Origin of the sequence: Halorarum salinum, from assembly GCF_013402875.1 — an archaeon.
Lineage (GTDB): Archaea > Halobacteriota > Halobacteria > Halobacteriales > Haloferacaceae > Halorarum > Halorarum salinum.
Genome location: NZ_CP058579.1, coordinates 1,765,680 through 1,784,120 on the forward strand (window position 1 = coordinate 1,765,680; position 18,441 = coordinate 1,784,120).

General features: G+C 70.5%; 20 protein-coding genes. 10 read left to right on the top strand and 10 right to left on the bottom strand.

Going from position 1 to position 18,441, the window contains the following annotated elements; translation table 11 throughout:
* Window positions 1-20 precede the first annotated feature (20 nt).
* The 7 genes from HUG12_RS08495 to HUG12_RS08520 form a co-directional block, all read right to left on the bottom strand.
* The gene (locus HUG12_RS08495) at window positions 21-251 is read right to left on the bottom strand and encodes a hypothetical protein (protein ID WP_179268350.1); all 231 of its coding nucleotides are present in this window, start codon (window positions 249-251) and stop codon (window positions 21-23) included.
* A gap of 142 nt (window positions 252-393) precedes the next feature.
* The gene (locus HUG12_RS08500; protein WP_246308162.1) at window positions 394-1,662 is read right to left on the bottom strand and encodes an MFS transporter; all 1,269 of its coding nucleotides are present in this window, start codon (window positions 1,660-1,662) and stop codon (window positions 394-396) included.
* 177 nt (window positions 1,663-1,839) lie between these two features.
* Window positions 1,840-2,172, bottom strand: a complete 333-nt coding sequence (locus tag HUG12_RS08505; RefSeq protein WP_345777008.1) for an NAD(P)-dependent oxidoreductase — start codon at window positions 2,170-2,172, stop codon at window positions 1,840-1,842.
* A 213-nt stretch (window positions 2,173-2,385) separates the two neighbouring features.
* On the bottom strand, window positions 2,386-3,849 hold the full coding sequence (locus HUG12_RS08510; RefSeq protein ID WP_179268352.1) for an amidase: 1,464 nt from the start codon (window positions 3,847-3,849) through the stop codon (window positions 2,386-2,388).
* 44 nt (window positions 3,850-3,893) lie between these two features.
* A complete protein-coding gene (locus HUG12_RS08515; RefSeq protein ID WP_179268353.1) occupies window positions 3,894-5,060 on the bottom strand; it encodes an enolase C-terminal domain-like protein in 1,167 nt (388 codons plus the stop codon).
* 38 nt (window positions 5,061-5,098) lie between these two features.
* Window positions 5,099-5,227, bottom strand: coding sequence for a hypothetical protein (locus HUG12_RS21855; RefSeq protein WP_281362336.1), 129 nt, complete (start codon window positions 5,225-5,227; stop codon window positions 5,099-5,101).
* Window positions 5,228-5,258: 31 nt separating this feature from the next.
* Entirely contained in the window at window positions 5,259-6,392 is a 1,134-nt protein-coding gene (locus HUG12_RS08520) for a mandelate racemase/muconate lactonizing enzyme family protein (protein WP_179268354.1), read from the bottom strand.
* Between the two features lie 246 nt (window positions 6,393-6,638).
* On the opposite strand from HUG12_RS08520, the gene HUG12_RS08525 reads away from it, so the two are divergent.
* The 4 genes from HUG12_RS08525 to HUG12_RS22030 all read left to right on the top strand — a co-directional run bounded on the left by HUG12_RS08525 (window position 6,639) and on the right by HUG12_RS22030 (window position 9,557).
* Entirely contained in the window at window positions 6,639-7,124 is a 486-nt protein-coding gene (locus HUG12_RS08525; RefSeq protein WP_218836426.1) for an aminotransferase class III-fold pyridoxal phosphate-dependent enzyme, read from the top strand.
* Window positions 7,125-7,259: 135 nt separating this feature from the next.
* Complete coding sequence (locus HUG12_RS08530) at window positions 7,260-8,354, top strand: mandelate racemase/muconate lactonizing enzyme family protein (RefSeq protein WP_179268355.1); 1,095 nt, start codon at window positions 7,260-7,262, stop codon at window positions 8,352-8,354.
* 56 nt (window positions 8,355-8,410) lie between these two features.
* Window positions 8,411-9,406, top strand: coding sequence for a ketol-acid reductoisomerase (gene ilvC, locus HUG12_RS08535; RefSeq protein ID WP_179268356.1), 996 nt, complete (start codon window positions 8,411-8,413; stop codon window positions 9,404-9,406).
* Window positions 9,407-9,464: 58 nt separating this feature from the next.
* Window positions 9,465-9,557 carry a hypothetical protein gene (locus HUG12_RS22030; protein WP_179268357.1) on the top strand — a complete coding sequence of 31 codons (93 nt, stop codon included), beginning with the start codon at window positions 9,465-9,467 and terminating at the stop codon, window positions 9,555-9,557.
* On the opposite strand, the gene HUG12_RS08545 is transcribed toward HUG12_RS22030, so the two are convergent.
* Window positions 9,558-9,935, bottom strand: a complete 378-nt coding sequence (locus HUG12_RS08545) for a cupin domain-containing protein (protein WP_179268358.1) — start codon at window positions 9,933-9,935, stop codon at window positions 9,558-9,560.
* A 61-nt stretch (window positions 9,936-9,996) separates the two neighbouring features.
* Window positions 9,997-10,137 carry a hypothetical protein gene (locus HUG12_RS08550; RefSeq protein WP_179268359.1) on the bottom strand — a complete coding sequence of 47 codons (141 nt, stop codon included), beginning with the start codon at window positions 10,135-10,137 and terminating at the stop codon, window positions 9,997-9,999.
* Between the two features lie 71 nt (window positions 10,138-10,208).
* Here HUG12_RS08550 and HUG12_RS08555 point away from each other — a divergent pair, with 71 nt between their 5' ends.
* Window positions 10,209-10,400 (top strand): hypothetical protein, encoded by a 192-nt coding sequence (locus HUG12_RS08555; RefSeq protein WP_179268360.1) that lies wholly within the window; start codon window positions 10,209-10,211, stop codon window positions 10,398-10,400.
* A gap of 49 nt (window positions 10,401-10,449) precedes the next feature.
* Window positions 10,450-12,141 (top strand): TCP-1/cpn60 chaperonin family protein, encoded by a 1,692-nt coding sequence (locus tag HUG12_RS08560; RefSeq protein WP_179268361.1) that lies wholly within the window; start codon window positions 10,450-10,452, stop codon window positions 12,139-12,141.
* 6 nt (window positions 12,142-12,147) lie between these two features.
* Here HUG12_RS08560 and HUG12_RS08565 read toward each other — a convergent pair whose 3' ends face one another.
* Window positions 12,148-13,719: a TCP-1/cpn60 chaperonin family protein gene (locus tag HUG12_RS08565; RefSeq protein WP_179268362.1), complete on the bottom strand. Its 1,572-nt coding sequence runs from the start codon at window positions 13,717-13,719 to the stop codon at window positions 12,148-12,150.
* A gap of 108 nt (window positions 13,720-13,827) precedes the next feature.
* On the opposite strand from HUG12_RS08565, the gene HUG12_RS08570 reads away from it, so the two are divergent.
* The 4 genes from HUG12_RS08570 (at window position 13,828) to HUG12_RS08585 (ending at window position 18,235) form a co-directional block, all read left to right on the top strand.
* Window positions 13,828-14,772, top strand: coding sequence for a C-terminal binding protein (locus HUG12_RS08570; RefSeq protein ID WP_179268363.1), 945 nt, complete (start codon window positions 13,828-13,830; stop codon window positions 14,770-14,772).
* Complete coding sequence (gene dgoD / locus HUG12_RS08575) at window positions 14,769-15,947, top strand: galactonate dehydratase (RefSeq protein ID WP_179268364.1); 1,179 nt, start codon at window positions 14,769-14,771, stop codon at window positions 15,945-15,947. The genes HUG12_RS08570 and dgoD overlap by 4 nt, the downstream gene beginning before the upstream one ends.
* A 42-nt stretch (window positions 15,948-15,989) precedes the next feature.
* Window positions 15,990-16,886: a dihydrodipicolinate synthase family protein gene (locus HUG12_RS08580; RefSeq protein ID WP_179268365.1), complete on the top strand. Its 897-nt coding sequence runs from the start codon at window positions 15,990-15,992 to the stop codon at window positions 16,884-16,886.
* Between the two features lie 83 nt (window positions 16,887-16,969).
* A complete protein-coding gene (locus HUG12_RS08585) occupies window positions 16,970-18,235 on the top strand; it encodes a mandelate racemase/muconate lactonizing enzyme family protein (RefSeq protein WP_179268366.1) in 1,266 nt (421 codons plus the stop codon).
* Window positions 18,236-18,441 lie beyond the last annotated feature (206 nt).

Sequence of the window (18,441 nt, forward strand, 5' to 3'; positions counted from 1 at the left end):
GAGGTGGAACGTGCCGACGGTTAGCCGCGACCGAAGACGCGTTTCACCGCCTCGATGAGTCCTTCGTCCACGTCGGTTCGGCGGACGACCTCCCCCGGGAGCTTCCGGTACCCTCTCTCGCCGGGCCCGTTCTCGTATCGGGTGACGGCGCTGACGAGGTTCCCGAACGCCTCCTCCTCGACGTATCCGAAGCCAATGCACTCGGTGACCGGATCCTCGGCCGTCCAGAGCGGTTCCTCCAGGTCATACACCGGGGGTTCGAGGCGGTCGCCCGTTCCCGCAGTGCCTCCGCGTCCACCCTCGTGTATCGGGCGATGACCTACATGGGTGCCGGGGGAGCGTGCGCCGGGCGGGCGCCGGACCGGCGAGTACTCCAGGCGGTCGTCCCGTCGGTCAGTCCTCGGCGGGAACGCCGCCACGTGGCCGGGCCGACGGGTAACTCTCGACGAGGAAGTGCGCGACCAGCGCCGTGGCGGCGATCGCGAGCACGCTCCCCGAGGCGAACGCCGTCTCGTAACTGAACAGCGTCGCCAGGCTGCCGATGAGCGCGGGCCCGGCGGCGCCCCCGAGGCCGCGGGCCGTCGAGTGCAACCCCATCAGTTCCGACTCCCGTTCGTCGGGCGAGACGTCGCCGATGAACGCGTAGGTGCCCGTCGTCTCCGAGGAGAACGCCGCCGCCAGCACGAGGAACGAGGCGCCGATGAGGACCGCCCGGACCAGCACCGAGTCGGGGACGACGGCGGCGGCGACGATGAGCGCGTGGACGCCCGCGCCGGCCATCCCGTACACGACGAGTGGCTTCCGCCCGGAGGTGTCGGCGACGTGGCCGAACAGGTACATGAAGAACATCTGCGCCGCGGGGTTGATCGCCAGGAGGACCCCCATCACGAACTCCGAGACACCCACCTCGCTCACGAGGTAGATGGGCAGGAGACTGGACGTGCCGAGCACGGTCATGTTCCGCAGGAGGACGGCCGCGTAGAGCCACTTCAGGCCGTTTCGGTCCAGGTGTTGGCGGTCCCGCTTGGCCGGGAACAGTCGCGTCTTGACCTCGATGGCCAGCTCGGAGAGCGTCGGCGTCCCACCCGTGGCCGGCGTCGTGTCGCGGACGAACACGGCGGCGACGGCGACGCTCCCGCTGACCGCGGCGACGACCAGGTAGACCGCCCACGGCGCGACCAGGCCGAGGAGGACGCCGGCGAAGAACTGCGCCAGCGTGAACCCGATGGCCTGCGTGCTGTTGAAGAAGCCGAGCGACTGGCCGCGTCCCTCGCTGCCGCCCCGTTCGCTCACGATGGTGAGCATGACGGGCAGGAACCCGGCGGCGAAGACGGCGAACAGGCCGCGGAACGCGAGCGGCCCCCACACGCCGTCGACGACGGTCAACGGGACGACTGTGAGCGTCGAGAGCGTCGCCGTCCCGACGAGTACCGCCCGGCGGCGGCCGGTCACGTCGGCGATCGCCCCCGCGACGGGCGAGAAGACCATCAGCCCGAACCAGTAGACGGTGAACACGAGACTCACCGCGAAGGGCGACCCGACCTGCCCGATGTAGACGGACATCACCGTCCCCATCAGGACGACTCGTCCCTTGTTCGCCGCGGCGGCGATCCCGATGGCGAGGCGCTGGTACCGCTCCCGACGGCCGAGGGATTCGTTCACGTTGGCCGTGTCACCTGATAGTGGGCTAGTCCCGCAGCGAGTTATTAAGGCAACCGGTCGGGGAACTCAACGAACGCCGGTCGGGAATCCACGTTCGAGACCGTCGCCCGGATCGCTGACGGGGTCGCCGCGGGCGACGATCGGCGTTTCCCGGGGAAGTCGTCGCGATTCCGCTGCTCACACCACGCAGTTCGTCATCTCCCCACCCTCACGAATCCGGTCCACGTTCCCGCGGACGATGGCCGCGACCCCGCGCCAGTACTCCCTGTCCGAACCCACACGGTGCGGGGTGACGATCACCTCGTCCACGTCCCAGAGCGGCGAGTCCTCCGGGAGCGGTTCCGCCTCGAACACGTCGAGGCCGGCGCCGGAGATCTCGCCCGCGTCGAGCGCCTCGACCAGCGCCTCCTCGTCGACCGCCGCGCCACGGGCGACGTTGAGGAGGTGGGCGTCCCCACGCATCGCCTCGAACGCCGCGGCGTCGAACAGGTGGTGGGTCGCCTCGTTCAGCGGGCAGGCGAGCGCGACGAACCGCGCCTCGGTGAGGCGAGGTCCTCGTCGTCGTACCCCATCGCGCGGAACGTCGACCGGTGTGGCGCCCGCTCGGGACCCTCGGTTACGTCGTTGCTCCGGAGTCGGGCATCCTTCGACGGCCACGTCCCTTTCTGACCATGCGAGCGAATCACGACCGATCCTCATCGACCTTCGCGACGACCGCGAGGGTCAGAGCGTGTCGTACGCGTCGTTCCACGGGCGAGTCCGCTCGACGGCGGCGGTCGCGGCCAGTACCCGCTCGTCGGCAAAGCGTGGGCCGGCCACCTGCATGCCGACGGGCATCCCGGCCGCGGTCAGGCCCGCCGGGACGTTCGCCACCGGGTGGCCCGTCATGTTGAACGGGTACGTCAGACACCAGCCGATGAGCGGGTCGACGGGTTCGCCGTTCAACTCGCTCGGGCCGACGGTGTTCCCCTCGTCGTCGCCGGCGTTGTCGATCGATTCGACGGCGAGGGTCGGCGCGACGAGCAGGTCGTGCTCCTCGAACACGTCCTGGACGCCGAGGAAGACGTCGGTACGGACGTTGTCGGCGCGCTGGTAGTCGACGGCGCTCATCGCGGCCCCGGCGTCGGCCGCCTCCACGAACGTCCGCGTCGCGTCCGCCCGGTCCTCGCCGCGGTAGTCGACGCCGAGCGCCTTCCTGTCCTCCGCGAGCGCGCCGAAGTTGGTCCGGAAGCCGGCGAGCCACGCGTCCTCCATCTCCTCGCGCGTCCGGCCGTCGTAGTCGAGTTCGACGTCGACGACGTCCGCGCCCGCCCGCTCGAAGGCCGACAGCGCGTCGTCGACGATGTCGGTCACCGTCTCCTCGACCGGAAAGACGCCGAGGTTCGGACTGTACGCGACCGAGAGGCCCTCGATGCCGCGGGTCGTCGCCGCGAGGTAGTCGTCGTCCGACTCGGGCAGGACCATCGGGTCCTCCGGGTGCGGGCCGGCCATGACGTCCAACAGCAGGGCCGCGTCGCGCACCGTCCGAGCGTGGGGGCCGAGTTGCGAGAAGGGCGTGTGCGTGAACGCGTTCGGCCTCGCCGGGCGAGCGATGCGGCGGTAGGTGGGTTTGACGCCGAAGACGCCGCAGAACGCCGACGGGATGCGGATGGACCCGCCGCCGTCGGACCCCTGTGCGAGCGGCGCCAGCCCCGCGGCGACGGCGGCGGCGCTCCCGCCCGAGGACCCGCCAGCGTTCTTCGAGGCGTCGAACGGCGTCCCGGTAGGGCCGACGACGAGGTTGTCGGTCGTCCCCTTGTGGCCGTACTCGGGGGTGTTTGTCTTGCCCAGGACGATGGCGCCGGCGTCGAGCAACCGGTCGACGAACAGGTCGTTCTCCTCGGCGACGAAGTCCGTCATCGGCTTCGAGCCGAACGTCGTCGGAACGCCGGCGACGTTCTGGAGGTCCTTGACGGCGACGGGAACGCCGTGCAGGGGTCCCAGGTCGGCGCCAGATTCGACCGCGCGTTCGGCGTCCGCGGCCGCCCTGCGCGCCTGGTCGTCGAGCACCTCAACGTAGGCGTTCAGTTCCCCGTCGCGGTCGTCGATGCGGTCGAGGTGCGCCTCGACCACCTCGACGGGCGAGAGCGATCCGTCGCGGATGCGTCGCGCGAGCGACTCGGCCGACGAGAGACAGGGGTCCGCCATCGTACCCAACCATCCCGGAGGGGCACCATAACGTTAGGTACCGGCTACTCGTAGGTCCGCCGGCCAGTCTCGTTGTCCTCGATGTAGTCCCAGTCGTAGGTGACGCCGAGCCCCGGCCCGTCCGGGATCGAGACGTATCCCTCGTCGTCGATGGATTCCAGCTGGTCGTCGTAGCCGCCGGTGTACACCGGCGGCGTCGTGTTCGGGACCTCCGGGTGGACGAGCGCCATTTCGTAGTAGTTGGTGTTGCGGATGGCGGCGATGCACTGCCGCTGGGCCGGACCCGGAGCGTGGAACTCCACGTCCAGCCCGAACCCCTCGGCCACTTTGGCGCGTTTCAGCGCGCCCGTGATGCCGGCGTCATACTCCGGGTCCGCGCGGAGGAAGTCCGTCGACTCGGTGGCGGCGAAGTCGGTGAACGGCTCCAGTCCGCGGACGTGTTCGGTCTGGAGGATCGGCGTCGTCAGTTGCTGACGGAGTTTCCGGTGGGCGTGTTGCGAGATGCCGGCGTCCCGATAGGGGTCCTCGTACCAGAAGAACTCCTGTTCGTCGCAGGCTCTCCCCACCGTCAGCGCGTCGGCGAACGTCTCGAGCTGACAGGCCGGGTCGAGCATGAGGTCCATCTCGTCGCCGACCCGCTCGCCCACCGCGTGGATCACGTCGACGACCTCCTCGGTGTCACGCCACTCGCCACCCCAGACGTGGATCTTGAAGCCCCGGTACCCCATGTCGAGACAGTCCTCGGCGAAGTCGGCGTACGCCTCCGGGGAGTCCAGCCCGCCGTTTCGGTCGCCGCCGTACGTCGAGGCGTAGGCGGGGAGCCGATCCCGGTAGGTGCCCAGGAGCTCGTGGATGGGCGCGTCGTAGTACTTGCCCGCGAAGTCCCACAGCGCGATGTCGACCGGGCCGATGCCCATCCGGTCGTACTTCCGGAGCGCGCGCTTCAACTCGCTCCAGTGGCGCTCCCGGCGAAGCGGGTCCCTACCCACGAGGTAATCGGCGATCATGTTCAACTCCGCCATGCCGGGGGAGTTTCCCCCGACGTACTCGCCTGTCACCCCATCGTCGGTGTGGACGCGCACGCCGAAGAGGTGGCGGGTGGTCGTCTCGCCCGGGTGGTAGGCCATCCCGAAACCGCCGGGGTAGGGCCCGCGGTCCTCCAGTTCGTAACCGAACTCCGTTGATTCGATTCGGGTGATAGTCGGCGCCATACGTGGGTCGGGACCGCCGTGATAATAAGGTTCAGCGTTCAGGGGGTCGTCAGGAGGGCGCCGCTGCCGCCGACGATCAGTTCGAGTTCGTCGAACGACTGGGTTGCGTCGTTCAGCGACTCCTCGTTCGGGACGCCGTACAGGTCGACGTCGGTCACGCGGGTCACGTCGTCGGCTACGAGCGCCTCCCGTATCTAACTACGCGCGGTACCGGTCGAGCGCGTCCGCGTCGAGAGCCACGCCGAGCCCCGGTTCGCCCGGGATCGACACGCGGCCGTCCTCCGCGGCGAACGGTTCCGCGGCCAGTTCCTCGCGGAGCGGGTTCGACGAGCGGTCGAACTCCAGCCACGGCCGGCCCCGGAGCGTGGCGACGAGCTGGAGGCTCGCACCCAGACCGACGGGCGTCCCCCACACGTGCGGCACGAGCGAGACCCCGTGGTCGCGCGCCCGCCGCGCGATGCGGCGGGCCGGCGTCAGGCCGCCGACGATGCAGACGTCCGGCTGGGCGACGTCGACGGCGTGCGTCTCCAGCAGGCGGTCGAACTCGGCCGGCGCGTGACACTCCCCGCCGGCGACGGGGACCTCGAGCGCCTCGCGTAGCTCCGCGTACCCCTCGATGTCCTCCGGCGGGACCGGCTCCTCGAACCACTCCACGTCGAGCGATTCGAGTTCGCGGCCGACCCGGCGGGCGTCCCGCCGGTCGTAGGCGTAGTTGGCGTCGACCATCACCGTCGTCTCCGGGCCGACTGCCTCCCGGACGCGGCGGACGAGTTCGACGTCCTCCCGGGGGCCGTAGCCGAGCAGTTCGAGGCCGACCTTCAGTTTGATCGCGCCGAGTTCGTTCGCGTTCGTCCGCGCCTCCGCCACGATGCGGTCGTACTGTTCCTCGAGGTCGTCGACGGGCTTGAAGTAGTGGCCGGTGGCGTAGGGGCGGATCGACTCGCGCCGCCGGCCGCCGAGCAGCGTCGCCGTCGACACGCCCTGGAGTTTCCCCGCGAGGTCCCACAGCGCGACGTCGAGGCCGCTGATCGCCGGCAGGGGAACGATGGTCTGGTACGTCGCCCGCCCCACGTCGTAGAGGCGGTCGTAGAGGCGCTCGACCTCGAGCGGGTTCTCGTCGACGACGTGCGGGGCGAGCACGGACTCGACGACCTCGCCGGTCCCCTCGACGGGCCCCCAGCACTCGCCCCACCCGACGGTGCCGTCGCTCGCCTCGACGCGAACCAGCGTCGCGGTCCGCTCGTCGACCCACGCCTGCGCGTAGCCGAACGGCTCGTCGGTCGGCGCGCACACGCCGATCGCCTCCACCGAGTCCACGGTAACGTCGTTCATTCGAGCGGACGTCGGCGGGGGGACTAATAACCGTGTCCGATTCCATGGCAAGTGGTACCGGTGAACACTGTTTTGTGCTCGCTCGGCGAACTGGTCGCGCATGTCAGACCTCACGGAGGAGTACGAGCGGAGGACGCCGGAGTCGCGGCGGCTGTTCGAGGAGGCGGGCGCCGTCATGCCCGGCGGCGACACGCGCGAGGTGACGTACTTCGACCCGTACCCGACGTTCGTCGAGGAGGCGTCGGGGTGTACGCTGACGACGGCGAGGAGCTGCTCGACTTCCTCAACAACTACACGCAGGCGGTCCTCGGCCACGCGCCGCTCGCGGTCGTCGAGGCGGTCACTGAGCGGTTCGCCCGCGGCAACGGCTTCGCGGCACCGACGCGCGAGGCGACCCGACTCGCCGAACGGATCGTCGAGCGGACGCCCTCGGTCGAGTCGGTCCGGTTCGCCAACTCGGGTACGGAGGCGACGACGAACGCCGTCCGGGCCGCCATCGCCCACACCGGGAACGACCACGTCCTCAAACTCGACGGCGCGTTCCACGGCACCCACGACACGGTGCTCGTCGGCGTCACCGGCGACGGCCGGAAGAACTCCGGCATCCCCCGGAACGTCGAGGAGCGGGTCTCGACCGTCCCGTTCAACGACGCCGAGATCGACGCGCTCGTCGACGCGTTCGAGGCGGCTCTCAGGGACGTCTCCCCAGCCGTCGCGGCGGAGGTCGATTGAATCCTCACCGACCCCGGCTTCCCCACGCGAACGCCGTCCAGCCGCCGTCGGCAGTGGGCACCTCGCCGGTCACGAAGTTGTCTTCGCTCCCCTCGCGGGACGTAGATTTATCCCGAAGACGGTCCCACGCCGGGTATGGAGATCACCGGCGTCGAGACCTACACGCTCCACCAGCCGCTCGACCGGGTCGTCGGCGACTCGCGGCTCGAGATCACCGACATGTACACCGTCGTCGTGGAACTGGAGACCGAGGAGGGGCACACCGGGACGGGGTGGATGAACTCGCTCGGCTTCGCGCCCGACCTGCTGGAGCGCTTCGTCGACTCGCAGTTCCGCGACCTCGTCGTCGGCGCCGACCCCTTCGCCACGGAGGAACTTCGCCAGCGGCTCAGGGCGCAAACCGTCTACTACGGCGAACTCGGGCTGTCGGCGTGGCCCCGGGGCGCCATCGACGTCGCCTGCTGGGACATCAAGGCGAAGGCCGCCGGGCAGCCGCTCTACCGGCTCCTCGGCGGCGACGACGACCGCGTCCGGGCGTACGCCTCCAGCATGGACGCCCATCACGACCTCGGAGAACTCCGGGCGCTGCACGGGGGATTCGCCGACGAGGGCTTCACCGCGTTCAAGACGAAGGTCGGCGACAGGTCGACCGCCGAGGAGGCCCGCCGCGTCGCCGAGGTGCGCGAGGCGGTCGGCTCCGACGCCGACGTCTTCGTCGACGCCAACCAGGCGTGGACCGTGCCGGAGGCGATCGGGACGGTCGAGGCGATGGACGAACACGGCGTCGACTGGGTCGAGGAGCCCATCTCGGAGTTCGACCTCGAGGGCCACCGACGAGTGGCGGAGGCGACGGGGCCGCCGCTTGCGACGGGCGAGATGCTGAACCGCCCCGAGCAGTTCGTCCGCCTCCTGGAGCGCGGCGGCATGGAGGTCGCCCAGCCGGACCTGATCCGGGCGGGCGGCGTCTCCGGAGCGACGCGCGTCGCCGACCTCGCGGCGACGTACGGCGTGCCGCTGGCGACGCACTTCTACTACGTCGTCAGCGCGCACCTCGTCAGCGCCGCGCCGACCGGTTTCGTCGTCGAGTACATCCCGGAGTACGACGTGGGGCCGCTCCTGGACCCGTCCCCGGTCATCGAGGACGGCACCGTCCTCATCCCGGACCGTCCGGGCCACGGGTACCGCGTCGACCCGGACGCGAAGGAGGAACACCTCGTCGCGTTCGACTGAGTGGAAGCCGTCGACGACCAGTACAGTCTTGGTCCGTGCCAACGAACCGCTCGCCGATGTCAGAAACGAGGGTCTACTACGATGAGGACGCCGACCTGTCCGTCCTCGACGGTCGAACGGTGGCGGTGATTGGCTACGGCAACCAGGGCCGGTCGCAGGCGCTGAACCTCCGTGATTCCGGCGTCGAGGTGGTCGTGGGCAACCGTTCGGACGACTACCGCGAACGCGCCCGCGAGGACGGCTTCGACGCCCTCCCCATCGACGAGGCGGCCGCCGAGGGGGACGTCGTCTTCCTGCTCGTCCCCGACGAGGTCGCCCCGGAAGTGTACGAGGGAAAGATCGAACCGAACCTCGCGTCGGGCGACGTCCTCTACTTCTCGCACGGGTACAACGTCACCTTCGACCGCATCCGGCCCCCGGACGACGTCGACGTCGTGCTCGTCGCCCCGCGGATGGCCGGCACGTCGGTCCGCACGCTCTACGAGGCGGGCGAGGGCTTCCCGAGCATCCTCGCGGTGAACCAGGACGCGACCGGCGAGGCGACGGCGACCGCGCTCGCGCTGGCGAAGGGCATCGGGTCGACCGCCGCCGGCGTGGTCGAGGGGACCTTCGACATGGAGACGAAAGTGGACCTGCTCTCCGAGCAGGCGCTCGTGCCGATGCTGATGGGCGCGATGCGGGCGAAGTTCGAGGTGGAGGTGGCCAACGGCATCCCGCCCGAGATCGTGATGTCCGAACTCTACCTCTCGAAGGAGCTGGCCGAGATCTTCGAGCTGATGGCCGAGGAAGGGTTCCTCGGGCAGTTGCCGTACCACTCGACGACGAGCCAGTACGGCCAGCTCTCCCGCGCCGAGGAGTTCGACCACGAGCCGCTCAAGGCGTTCGTCGAGGAGCGCCTGCGGGAGATCGACGACGGCTCGTTCGCCCGCGAGTGGAGCGCCGAACGGCAGCGGGACGGCGCCACCCTCGACCGGCTATACGAGAAGCACCGCGAGTCGGAGTTCGTTCGGGCCGAGCAGGAGACGATGGCGAAGCTCTTCGGCCGCGACTGACGGGGAGAGCGACTTCGACGCCGTCTCGCCGGGCAACGAGCGCCTCCTCGCGGCGGCGTTGGCGACACTCGTCGCGTGGCGCACCGAGCGGGTCCTCCCGACGCCGAGCGTCGGGATGGCCGTCCTCTGGGGGCTGCGGTTCCTCGCGTAGTCAGGCGTCCCCGGAGGCGGGCCGGCCGTCGTCGGTGGCCGGCGGTGCGCCGACGATGAGCCAGACGTGCTCGCCGTCGGTGTCGTTGAGCACCTGTCGGTCGGTCTCGGGCGGGATGCGGACCGCCGTCCCCTCCTGGACGTCGAGCAGTTCCCCCGCGATCTTCATTCGGCCGGGCCCCCGAAGAACGTAGTAGAGTTCCTCCTGTTCGGTCTGTCGGTGGTAGCTCATCGCGTCGCCGGGCGAGAGGTACCACACCTTCGGTCGCATCTCCGTACAGCCGAGCCGTTCGACCAGGTCGACGTGGTCGGTCCCGGAACTCTTCGACGGCTTCGGTTCCACGTCGTCCACCCGGACCGTGCTGTGTTCGCCGGACATCGTCCGGCGTTCGCCGCCGTCGAGCAAAAAGATGGGCCGTCCGACCGCTCGCGGCGTAGGTTCATCCCGGACCCTCTCGTCGGTCGGCACGGGTCGAATCGAGGCTACCGAACTCGAATCGTTCGCGCGTTCGGTCGTCGAATCGTGGGACACCCCGCCGGACGTCGCGGCGTCGCTCGTCGGCGTCGACCTGATCGGCCACGGCTCCCACGGCGTGTGCCGCCTCGCCACGCTCTCCCCCGACACGGTCGCCGAGGGCGGCTGCTCGACGCGATGTCCCGGGTCGCCGAAGCCGGGGGGGAGGCGGGCACCGCGGTCGGATCGCTCGCCGTCTCCGCCGCGGACGTCGACCGCTGGATGGGCCTCGGCTTCGACTTCCTCATCGTCGGCACCGACAGGGGCTATCTCATCCGCGGCGGCACCGAACTGACGGGGGCGTTCGAGGACGCCGTGAGCGGCGAGTGACGCCGGCGCACGGGCAGGTTTATCAACGGTACCTCCATACCCCTGCGGCATGAACGGTGGACGCGAAGACGTCGACTACGCCCCCGTCGACGCCGGGTCGTGGACCCTCCGGGACGAGGAGGCGCGGACGTTCGTCTCCGCCGCGACGCGGACCGTCGCGTCGCTCGTCCGCTCGACGCTCGGCCCGAACGGGATGAGCGCGCAGATCGAAACCGTCGACAACGTCGAGGAACCCGAGACGGTGCTGACGTCCGACGCCGGCGAGATACTCGACGCCATCGAGCGCGGCGGCGGCTTCGGCCACCCCGTCGCCGCGCTGTTCGTGGACGCCGTCGACGGCATGCGGCGCGAACTCTCCGACGGTTCGACCACCGCCGTCCTCCTCGGGGAGGCCCTGGTCGACGAGGGCGTCGACCTCGTCGAGGCGGGCCTCCACCCGGGGAACGTCGTCGTCGGCTACTCGATGGCGGCCGCCCGCGCGGGCGCCGTCCTCGACGCGCTCGCGAGGGAGGTCGACCCGGAGGACGTCGACCTGCTCGAACGCGTCGCCGCCACCTCGATGACCGGCGACCTCGGCGCGAGCACGCGCGAGGCGTACGCCGCTCGCGTCGCGGAGACGATTCGCGTGCTCGCCGAGCGGGGCGACACCGACTGGGTCGACACCGACGACGCGAAGGTGCTCGCCGGCCCCGAGGCGCCCGGCGGCCGCTACCGCGGCGTCGTCGTCCGCCGGTACCCCGGGCCGCTCGACGAGTCGGAGGAGGCGGTTCGCGAGTTCGACTGGTCGACGCTCGACCCGATGACCGACGCGACGGTGGCGATCGTCGACGAGGAGATCGACGTCGAGAAGACGGCGACGTCGTTCGGCGGGGGGAGCGATTCCGGCGTCGAGATCGAGTCGTTCGAGGGGTGGACGGACTACACCGAGGGGCTGAATCGCCGCGTCGCGGCGCTCGCCGACCGCCTCGTCGGGATGGGCGTCGACGTGCTGGTCTCCCAGGAGCGGCTCGACGACCGGACGCGGACGGCCTTCGAGTCCCGCGGCGTCGCTGTCGTCGACGAGGTGAAGTATCCGCTCGTCGACGTCTACCGGCTGGCGCGGGCCTCCGGCGGGACCGTCGTCGACGACCTCTCGGAGCTGACGCCGGACCGGCTCGGGACGGTCGGATCGATAACCGAGCGCCGCGTCGGCGACGAGAAGTGGACCTTCTTCGACGACTGCGAGGGCGCCGTGTACACGCTCACCGTCGACGTGGAGACCGAGACGGCCAGCGCCGAACACGAGCGGATGCTGGAGGACGCCCTCGAGGTGACGGCGACGGCGGCCACCGACGGTCAGGTGCTTCCCGGGGCGGGTGCGCCCGCGATGGCCGTCGCCGCTGACCTCCGGGAGTACGCCACCTCCGTCCCGGACCTCGAACAGCTGGCCATCGAGGCGTTCGCCGACGCGCTCGAATCCGTGCCGGCGGCGCTGGCGGCGAACGCCGGCGCCGACCGCCTCGACGTGCTCACCGCCCTGCGGGCCGAACACGGGGGCGACGAGGGGCCGATAGCCGTGGGCGTCTCCGTCGACGGCGACCCGGTCGACGCGTGGGAGGCCGGCGTCGTGGAACCCCGTCGGCTGTTCTCGCAGGCCGTCGAGACGGCGAACTCGGTCGCCGAGCAGCTGCTCACCGTCGACGCGGTCATCCACCCCGGCGTCGACCTGGGGGAATTCCGTCCGGAACCCGAACGGGACTGACCGCCCTCAGGGGCGCTCTCCGAGCCTGTCCGCCGTCTCCTCGTCGCTCAGGTCGGACGCGGGGACCTCGGCGTCCACGCGGACGAGGTGGGTTGCGAGGTCGGTCGCCGCCGACCAGACGTCGCGCTTGAGCGCCGTCGGTTCGGCGATGGGGTCCTCCGCGAGGACGTCGCGGGTCTCGCCGAACAGGCAGTCGACGCCGACCGCGTCGTGCCCCTCGTGGTGGGCGACCCGGAGGCGGACGAGGCCGCGCCAGCCGTCGATGCCGGCGTTGACCGCCAGCGCCCGGGGGATGGTCGCCATCGCGTCGCCGAACGCCTCGATCGCGAGCTGTTCGGTCCCGGCGACCGACCGGGCGTGTTCGCGGACCGCGAGCGTCGCCCCCGTCTCCGCCGCGCCGCCGCCGGGGACGACGGTGCGGGTCCGATACGCGTGGTCGACGGCCGCCAGCGCGCTCCCGACGGACCGCTCGAACGCCTCAACCGAGCGGGAATCGGGTGCCCGACAGAACAGCGTGTAGACCGGTTCCCGCTCGGCGCCGACGGACTCGAAGGACGTCACGTCGCGGCCGGCCCGCCGGGTGACGCGGACGGCCGCGCGCCCGAGCGTCTCCGGGGCCACCTGTTCGAGCCCCGGGACGACCGTCGCACCCGTGGCACGGGCGACGCCCGGCAGGTCCTCCTCGTCGACGCGCTGGAGGGCGAGGACGCCGGCGTTCGCCATCATTCGCTCGACGCGCTCGTTGATGGCCATGCCCGTCACGACGACGCGGCAGCCGACGTCGACGGCGGCGTCGAGCTGCTCGCGGAAGCGCTCGCGCTCGCCGTCGCCGATCGCGGCCCGGTCCTCGAAGCGCTCGGGGCTGATCGAGAGCTTGACGTCCAGCCGGCCGGTACTGCCGCCGAGCTTCGGCACGTCGACCGTCGCCGAGAGCACCGCCACGCCGGCGTCCTCGAGCGTCCGCGGCATGTCGTCGGTCACGGGGTCCCGGTCGAGGACGACGCCCTCGACGAGTTCCGTCTCCGACTCGCTCCCGCCAAGCCGCGACAGGACCTTCACTCGATCGGCGTCGAAGCCGTCCTCGTCGGCGAGGCTCTCGGCGATGCGCGCCACGTACTCGCCCACTTGCGCGCGCGTGTTCGGGTTTCGCGTCGCCGTGAGCGCCGTGCGCGCGACGGCGTCGACGCCCACCTCGTCGAGGGGGCGGGCGCTCCGCTCCAATCGGTCGACCGCGACGCCGAGCGCCTCGCGGTACCCCCGTTCTATCGTCGTCGGGTGGAGCCCTAGCTCCGCGAGGCGGTCGGCCTCGGTCAGGAGCGCCCCCGTGAGCGCGACGACGGAACTCGCCCCATCGCCGTGGGCGTCCCTGAAGTCGCTCGCCGCGCCCTTCAACAGGTTCACCGCCGGGTTGTCGAGTTCGAGCGAGTCGAGAACGAGCGATCCCGACGCCGTCGTCGTCGCCGTCCCGTTCGTGCCGAGTACGAGTTTGTTCGCGCCGAACGGCCCGACCGTCGTCCGGACGAGGTCACAGACGGTGCGGGCATCGGCAGTGAGGTCGGCACGCGCGTTCTCGGCCATGCCTGTTCCATGGCGCACACGGAGTTATAGATGTATTGAACCACGGAACTATCGAACCGCGGGCACCCGTAACGTTATGCCGTCGCCGCGTGCCTGCATGTCCAGAGCATGCGTGACTATACCGTGGTCGCCACCGACCAGAACTACGGGGAGTTCGGGGTGGAGCGCGAGATCCTCGGCGACCTCGCCGAGATACGGTTGCTCGAGGAGGACGGCGTCTCGCTCGCCGACGCGGACGCCCTCATCAACCACGTCGACGTCGTCTCCGCCGCCGACGTCGCCGAACTCGAGGACTGCCGCGTCATCGCCCGCTACGGCGTCGGAGTGGACAACATCGGCGTCGGGGCGGCCACCGAGCGGGGCATCTACGTCGCCAACGTCCCCGACTACTGTCTGGAGGAGGTCCCGACCCACGCCGTCGCCCTGATCCTCGCGCTCGACCGCCGGCTCAAGCAGTACGACGCAGCGATCGCCGCCGGGGAGTGGAAGACCGACGGGGCCGCGGAGATCCACCGCTTCTCCGAGCAGACGGTGAGCGTCGTCGGGTTCGGGAAACTCGGCCGCGGAGTCGGCGACCGAACGGCGGCGCTCGGCGCGACGGTGTTGACGGCCGATCCGTACCTCGACCCCGAGGACCTCGCCGACCACGACGCCGAACTCGTCCCGTTCGAGGAGGCCGTCGAACGGGCCGACTACCTCTCGGTCCACTCGCCGCTGACGCCCGAGACGGAGGGGCTGATCGACGCCGGCGTCCTCGCGCGGATGAAGGAGACGTCGTCCCTGGTGAACGTCGCGCGCGGCCCCGTCGTCGACGAGACGGCGCTCGTCGAGGCGCTCGACGCCGGCGAGATAGCCGGAGCGGGCATCGACGTCTTCGAGGAGGAACCGCCGGCACCCGACAGCCGGCTCCGTGACCACCCGCGGGTCGTCACCACGCCGCACCAGGCGTGGTACTCCGAGGAGTCGGAACGGGAGTGCCGGGAGGGCGTCGCGCGCGCCATCCGACAGGCGCTCGAGGGGAAACGCCCCGAGACGGCGGTGAACGACCCGTGAAAATCGTCGACTGCGAGACGTTCGCCGTCCCACCCCGGTGGCTGTTCGTCCGCCTCGAAACCGCGGACGGCACCGTCGGGTGGGGCGAACACGTCACCGGCGGAGGCGGCCCGGCCCCCGTCGCGGCGGCCGTCGCGGCGCTCTTCGAGCAACGACTGCGCGGGGCGGACCCGCTGCGCATCGAGGACCACTGGACGACGATGTACCGCGGGGGCTTCTACCGGGGCGGCCCCGTGCTCATGAGCGCCATCGCGGGCATCGACCAGGCGCTGTGGGACGTCAAGGGCAAGCACCACGGCGCGCCCGTCCACGAACTGCTCGGCGGGAGAGCCCGCGATCGGATGCGGGTCTACCAGTGGATCGGCGGCGACCGTCCGGCCGACGTCGGCGAGGCGGCCGAACGGAAGGTCGACCAGGGATTCACCGCCATGAAGATGAACGCGACCGAGGAGTTCCGCCGCATCGAGTCGCCCGCCGCCGTCGAAGCCGCGGTCGCTCGCCTCCGCGAGGTCCGCGAGGCGGTCGGGCCGGACGTCGGCGTCGCCGTCGACTTCCACGGGCGGGTGGCCAAGTCGATGGCGAAGAAGTTGGCGGCGGCGCTGGAACCCCACGACCCGATGTTCGTCGAGGAACCCGTCCTCTCCGAGCACCTCGAGGCGTTCTCGGAGGTGGCGGCCCACACGGACTCGCCGATCGCGACCGGCGAGCGGCTGTTCACCCGCTGGGACTACAAGCCGCTCCTCGAGTCCGGCGCGGTCGACGTCGTCCAGCCGGACCTCTCGCACGCGGGCGGCATCACGGAGGTACGGAAGATCGCGGCGATGGCGGAGGCGTACGACGTCGCGCTGGCGCCCCACTGCCCGCTCGGCCCCGTCGCGCTCGCGGCGTGTCTCCAGGTCGACGCCGCCACGCCGAACGCCGTCATCCAGGAACAGAGCCTCGACGTCCACTACAACCGCGAGGCCGACCTGCTCGATTACCTCGACGACCCGTCGGTCCTCGAGTACGAGGACGGATACGTCGACATCCCGGACGACCCGGGGCTGGGGATCCCCATCGACGAATCGAAGGTCCGGGGGGCCGCCGAGGACCCCGCGGCCGTCGACTGGGGGGAGGCGCTCTCGTTCCACCGCGACGTCTGGCGACACGAGGACGGGAGCTTCGCCGAGTGGTGAGGCGGGGCACCTTTTTTAGGGCTCACCGAGAGGTAGGCACCGATGCAAATATCCGGCACGATTCCACCGATGGTGACGCCGACGCTCGCTCGCGACGGAGGCGTCGACGTCCCGACGCTCCGGTCGTTCACCGGGTCGCTCGTCGACGGCGGCGTTCACGCGCTATTCCCGAACGGCTCGGCCGGGGAGTTCTCCAGTCTCACGCGCGCCGAGCGACGGACGGTGGTCGAGACGGTGGTCGAGACAGCGGACGGGACGCCCGTCATCGCCGGCTGCGGCGGGACGAGCGTGGGCGACGTGCTGGCGGGCATCGACGACGCAGCGGAGGCGGGCGCGGACGCCGCCGTCGTAGTGACGCCCTACTACCTCTCGACGCGGCAGTCGGGGCTGCGGGAGTTCTACGAGACCGTGGCGACCCGCTCGCCGCTCCCGGTGGTGCTGTACAACATCCCCCAGTTGACCGGCGTCTCCCTCGACGTCGAGACGGTGACGGCGCTCTCCGACCACGACGACATCGTCGGCATCAAGGACTCCAGCGGGGGAGCGACCTACCACTTCAGGCTCGTCGAGAACACGCCCGAGGACTTCTCGGTCGTCCAGGGCATCACGACGCTCGCGACGGCGTCGCTCGACGCGGGTTCCGACGGCATCGTCACGGGAACGGCGAACGTCTTCCCGGGCGCGATGGTCGACCTGTACGACGCCCACGTCGCCGGCGACCGGGACCGGGCGGCCCGACTGCTCAAGGACGTCGTCATCCCCGTCAGCGCCGGCCACGACGGCATCCCGACGGCGGTAGCGATGAAGTACCTCGTCCGCCGCGGCGGCACGGACGTCGGCCCGCCGCTGTTGCCGCTGCCGGAACTGTCCGCCGAGGAGGAACGGCGGCTAGGGGACGCATACGACGCCGTCGTCGGGCGGCTCGAGGCGACGGGATGACTGTCGCACGGCGGCTGGACGAGCCACCGTGACTGACCGCTCCCGGAGCTTTATGTGAACTCGTGCGGTTTACCGACCGAGCTATGACCGAAGACGAAGCCGACTATCGGATACCGCCGGGTGGCGGCGTTCCGTGGCGCGACCTGAGCGTCGAGGAACGCCACCGGCCGCCGGAGCGCGACGTCGAGATCACGGGCATCGAGACGATGGCGGTCGCGGGGAACTTCACGTGGGGACTGGTCAAGGTCGAGACGAACGCCGAACACCACGGCATCGGCGAGACGTTCCGGGCCGAGGCGGCGCTCGACATGGCCGAGCGACTCGTCGTCGACCTGGCGGGCGAGAATCCGCTCGACGTCGAACGGCTGCTCGAACTGATGAACCAGCGCTACACGGGCAGCGGGCGCATCGGGCAGGCGGCGTTCACCGGCATCGAGACTGCGCTGTGGGACATCAAGGGGAAGGTGCTCGACGTCCCCGTCTACGAACTGCTCGGCGGGAAGTACCGCGACGAGATCCGGATCTACTGTGACACCCACGGCGGCGAGTCGCTGGGACAGGCCGCCTCGCGGGATCCGATGGACGTCTACACGCCGGAGTCGTACGCGCGGGCGGCCCGCGAGGTGGTCGACGAGGGATTCGAGGCGCTCAAGTTCGACCTCGACGTGCCGACACACCGCGACATCGACACGGCGGCGCGCCGCCTCGACAACGAGGCGATCGAACACAAGGTGTCGCTCGTGGAGGCGGTCCGCGACGAGATCGGGTACGACGTCGACCTCGGAATGGACCTCCACTGGAACTTCACCGTCGAGACGGCCCGTCGCGTCGGGCGGAAACTCGAACCGTACGACCTGGCGTGGCTGGAGGACCCCGTCCCGCCGGAGCAGCTGGAGGCACACGCCAGGCTCGCCGAGGAACTGCACCTCCCGATCCTGACGGGCGAGAACCTCGTGACCGCCGACGCGTTCAACGACTACGCGGGGGCCGGCGCGATGGACATCGCGGCGCCCGACGTCAACAAGTGCGGGGGGCTGTGGGAACTCCGGAAGATCGCGACCGTCTGTGACCTCAACGGCATCCCGCTGTCGCCGCACAACATCTCCAGTCCGGTCGGCACGGTCGCGGGCGCCCACGTCTGTGCCGCCATCCCGAACTTCCTCTCGCTCGAGTGGCACGCGCGTGACGTCCCGTGGTGGGGCGAGTTGGTGGACCGGACCGACGCCCCCGACGACCCCATCATCGAGGACGGCTTCATCGATCTGCCCGAGGGACCCGGACTCGGCGTCGAACTCGACGCCGACGTCGTCGAGGACCACCTCGTCGAGGGATCGACGTCGTTCCTCTGACCTCGCTGAGGGTGCGGACACTCCCGTTCGTTCTCGTGCTCGGGTTCGTTCGCCCTCCCGGACGGTCGGAGCGCACGCCCCTCCCGCTCGACCGGCCGATCGTGACGCGACGGGATCCCCAACGCGAACGGGGCTGACACGCAACTGCCGGTCATTTTCACCTAAAACATAACGTTTACCTATACTACATCCGGCCAATCATGCCC